This is a genomic window from Mucilaginibacter sp. P4_G9 (assembly GCF_056400985.1).
The window spans coordinates 1-3562 of record NZ_JBFUKF010000476.1; the positions used below are offsets into that span (position 1 = coordinate 1).

2 protein-coding genes are annotated in these 3562 nt (G+C 39.6%); both read left to right on the forward strand.

Annotated features, from left to right (window positions below):
• The first annotated feature begins 538 nt into the window (after nt 1–538).
• Nucleotides 539–1441, forward strand: a complete 903-nt coding sequence (locus tag AC1DPZ_RS24025) for an AraC family transcriptional regulator (protein ID WP_477408236.1) — start codon at nt 539–541, stop codon at nt 1439–1441.
• Between the two features lie 50 nt (nt 1442–1491).
• Entirely contained in the window at nt 1492–3291 is a 1800-nt protein-coding gene (locus AC1DPZ_RS24030; RefSeq protein ID WP_477408238.1) for a DUF885 family protein, read from the forward strand.
• Nucleotides 3292–3562: the final 271 nt, after the last annotated feature.

Genomic DNA, 3562 nt, shown 5'->3' on the forward strand with positions numbered 1-3562 from the left:
GGTGAAGGCCTCTGCGCGCGACCCTTCGACAGGCTCAGGGTGACAGGCCAATTATTCGCATAAGTAAACAAGTCATCCCCATTTTTTCCAGGATCATCCTGGTGGATACTCGCAATCACGATCTATTTATCTATTTTTAAACACCTCTTAATACTTTCGTAAAATAATTTGCCCGTCTTCCTTAATAGGAGGCAGGCATTTTTTATTTTTAAAAACCTGCAATAGCACAATGAAAAAACGGGTCTTTTTTTCTGAAAATAACGTGTTGTATTTTTTTAGCACTAATTGCATAATGAATAATCATAATGCTTTTGTAGTGTGAACAGAAAATAAGCACAGGTTTAATTTTGATTATTGTTGTTTACTTAGCATTTAATTTTTTTAAGAAAAAAGTTAAAATTTGTGTTTTTCTTTAATTTTTCAGTCGTTCAACTGCATGAAATTAACAGATGATAGCAGTATTTTATCCGGTTAATGCCAAATGTTGGTTAATAGAGTTAAGTAATTGTAAATTCAAAGTGGATTAATAAAAATAAAGATGAAAGTTTTACAATTTACTATCCCTGTACCGCACGATAAAAGCGTGATTGCAGAAAAAGTTTCTTTACCGTATCACTATCCTTACCTGCACCGTCATAAAGAAATACAGATCACCTGGATCCAAAGGGGAGAGGGTACCCTGATAGCCGGTAATAACATGCATGATTACTCATCTGGCGATATATTTTTGCTGGGTGCCAACTTGCCGCATGTATTTAAAAGCAACCCCGAATATTTTGTAAACGATGGCAACAAACAAATAGAAGCCATATCCATATTTTTCAATCCCGAGGGAGCATTATCCTCCTTATTTGATTTGCCCGAACTGAAATTAAGTAAAATGTTTATGCAACAACATCAGCAGGGATTTAAAGTGCCGCATAGTGCAGTTGATAAGGTATCGCAAATTATGATGGGGCTAAAAAATGCCTCGGGTACAGATCAGCTTGTGCAGTTTTTTAGTTTGCTTAAAGGACTCACCAATATCAGGGGGAAACTTGATCCATTATCAACCTATGGCAACTTACCGGGCATAACCGAAAACGAAGGCATAAGGATAGGCAACATCTATAACTTTATTATGCAGCATTACAGCGAGCAGATCACCCTGGAGGATGTAGCCAAAGTAGCCTTTATGACCCCCGAATCTTTTTGCCGCTATTTTAAGAAACATACCGGGCATACCTTTATTTCATTCCTGAACGAGATCAGGATCAACGAGGCCTGTAAAAAACTGATAGCCCATAAGTTTGAAAGTATAAATACGGTTGCCTACAAATGCGGCTTTAAAAGCATCACCAATTTTAACCGTGTTTTTAAATATGTAATAGGCAACTCGCCACGCGGCTATCTTGATTCTTATAACAATAACCTCATTAGCCTGAGCAGGGCAGCAAGCTAAATTCATTTGATTAAATAACTACTTTCTACTTACGCTTTAAATATTCCATTGTGCCAATCACGACAAAAAAACTGTACACTTTTATCATTGTATTTTGCTTAACCATATGTGCATTTGCAGCTAATGCACAAACCGGCACATCCGCTGCCAGTCTTTACGAACAAACCAGTGAATTAGCCGGTAAAATAATTCAATATGGGCAGGATATAAATGCCATAAAAGATTTTTACTCGCCATATAACGTAAATGAGCATGCCGAAGATCAGGATAAAATGAATGTACTTAATTCACCCGAACAGCGTAAAAGGCTGGTTGAGGTTAATAACGACTATTTAAAGCAACTACAGCAAACAGATTTTGAGTCGCTGAGCATTTATGGCAAGGTTGATTATATATTGCTTAAAAAACGGATAAATTTTGATCTGAATGAGCTGAAAAAGGAAGAAGAGAAGTATAACCAGGTAACAAAATACCTTTCATTCGCGGATGAGATCTACCTGTTAGAGAAAAAGCGCCGCCGCGGCGACTTTGTGGATGGTGAAAAAGTGGCTACTGAACTTAATGGTATCCTTAAACAACTTAAAGCAGATTCGGCAGTATATTCAAAAAATGTAAGCGTGGATATGCCGCTGGCAAAAATTACCCGCGATGCGCTTATCGGTTTAAAGGGAAGGTTAAAGGATTTTTATGGATTTTATAATGGTTATGATCCTGCCTTTAGCTGGTGGGTGCCAGAGCCTTATAAAGCCCTTGATAAGGCATTGTTGAAATATAGCGAATTGGCAAAGCGCAAAGGAAAAGTTAATACAACTCAAAAGCCCGATAGCAGCGGCATAAAAGGTGTACCCATCGGTCGTGATGCGTTGATAAGCCAGCTACAGGCCGAAATGATCCCTTACACACCGGAGGAACTTATAAAGCTGGCGAACAAAGAATTTGCCTGGTGCGATAAAGAAATGCTAAAAGCATCGCAGGAAATGGGCTTTGGCAACGATTGGAAAAAAGCGCTGGAAAAGGTTAAGAACAGTTATGTACCCGTAGGTCATCAGCCAGAACTTATTGTGAAACTATATAATGATGCCATCAGCTTTATTAAAGAGCGCGACCTGATAACCATACCTCCGCTTGCCGAAGAAACCTGGGGCATGGTCATGATGTCGCCGGAAAGGCAGCTGGTTAACCCTTTCTTTACAGGTGGTAAAGAGATCAGCATATCGTACCCCACAAATACCATGGAGGCCCGGGATAAGCTAATGAGTATGCGGGGCAACAACCCTTATTTTTCAAGAGGTACCGTGCAGCACGAATTGATTCCCGGTCATAACCTGCAATATTTTATGAATAGCCGGTACAAGGCCTACAGGCAGGATTTTACCACTCCCTTCGCTACCGAAGGCTGGGCCTTATATTGGGAGTTACTATTGTATGATAAAGGCTTTGCCAAAACACCCGAGGAGCGGGTTGGTATGCTGTTTTGGCGCATGCACCGCTGTGCCCGCATTATATTTTCTTTAAATTACCATTTAGGCAACTGGACACCGCAACAATGTGTTGACTTTTTAGTAGATAGGGTAGGCCACGAAACAGCAAATGCCCAGGGTGAAGTAAGGCGTTCATTTGAAGGTGGCTATAGTCCGCTTTACCAGGTAGCTTATTTACTGGGCGGATTGCAGCTTACGGAGCTGAAAAAGGAAATGGTTGATAGCGGCAAAATGACCTACAAGCAATTTCACGATGCCGTTATAAAAGAGAATCTTATTCCCATAGAAATGGTAAGGGCCACATTAATTAATCAGCCTTTAAAAAAGGATTTTACCACCAGCTGGAAGTTTTACGATTTTAACAAATAATCGCCGGCGTTCTTTTTAAAAATCGATAGTTCTATATTAAGCTATGATTTTTCTTAATATTTCTTCATTTTAATGCTATATTTATGGTTATTTATCCGGGGTTATAAACCATTGTATACGCTTAGTACCGCCATGAGGCTTAGGGTTTTCCTAATGTTTTTTTTGATGCAGTTTGTGCTTCTTACGGTAAAAGCGCATAATAACCAGTTACTTTTTTCGCACCTCGATCTCCAAGCGGGCCGGTCGCATAACCAGGTACACTGCATTTATA

Excerpts from the sequence above, each read along its gene's own strand:
- AC1DPZ_RS24025 (WP_477408236.1), top strand. The coding sequence starts at position 539 with ATGAAAGTTTTACAATTTACTATCCCTGTACCGCACGATAAAAGCGTG.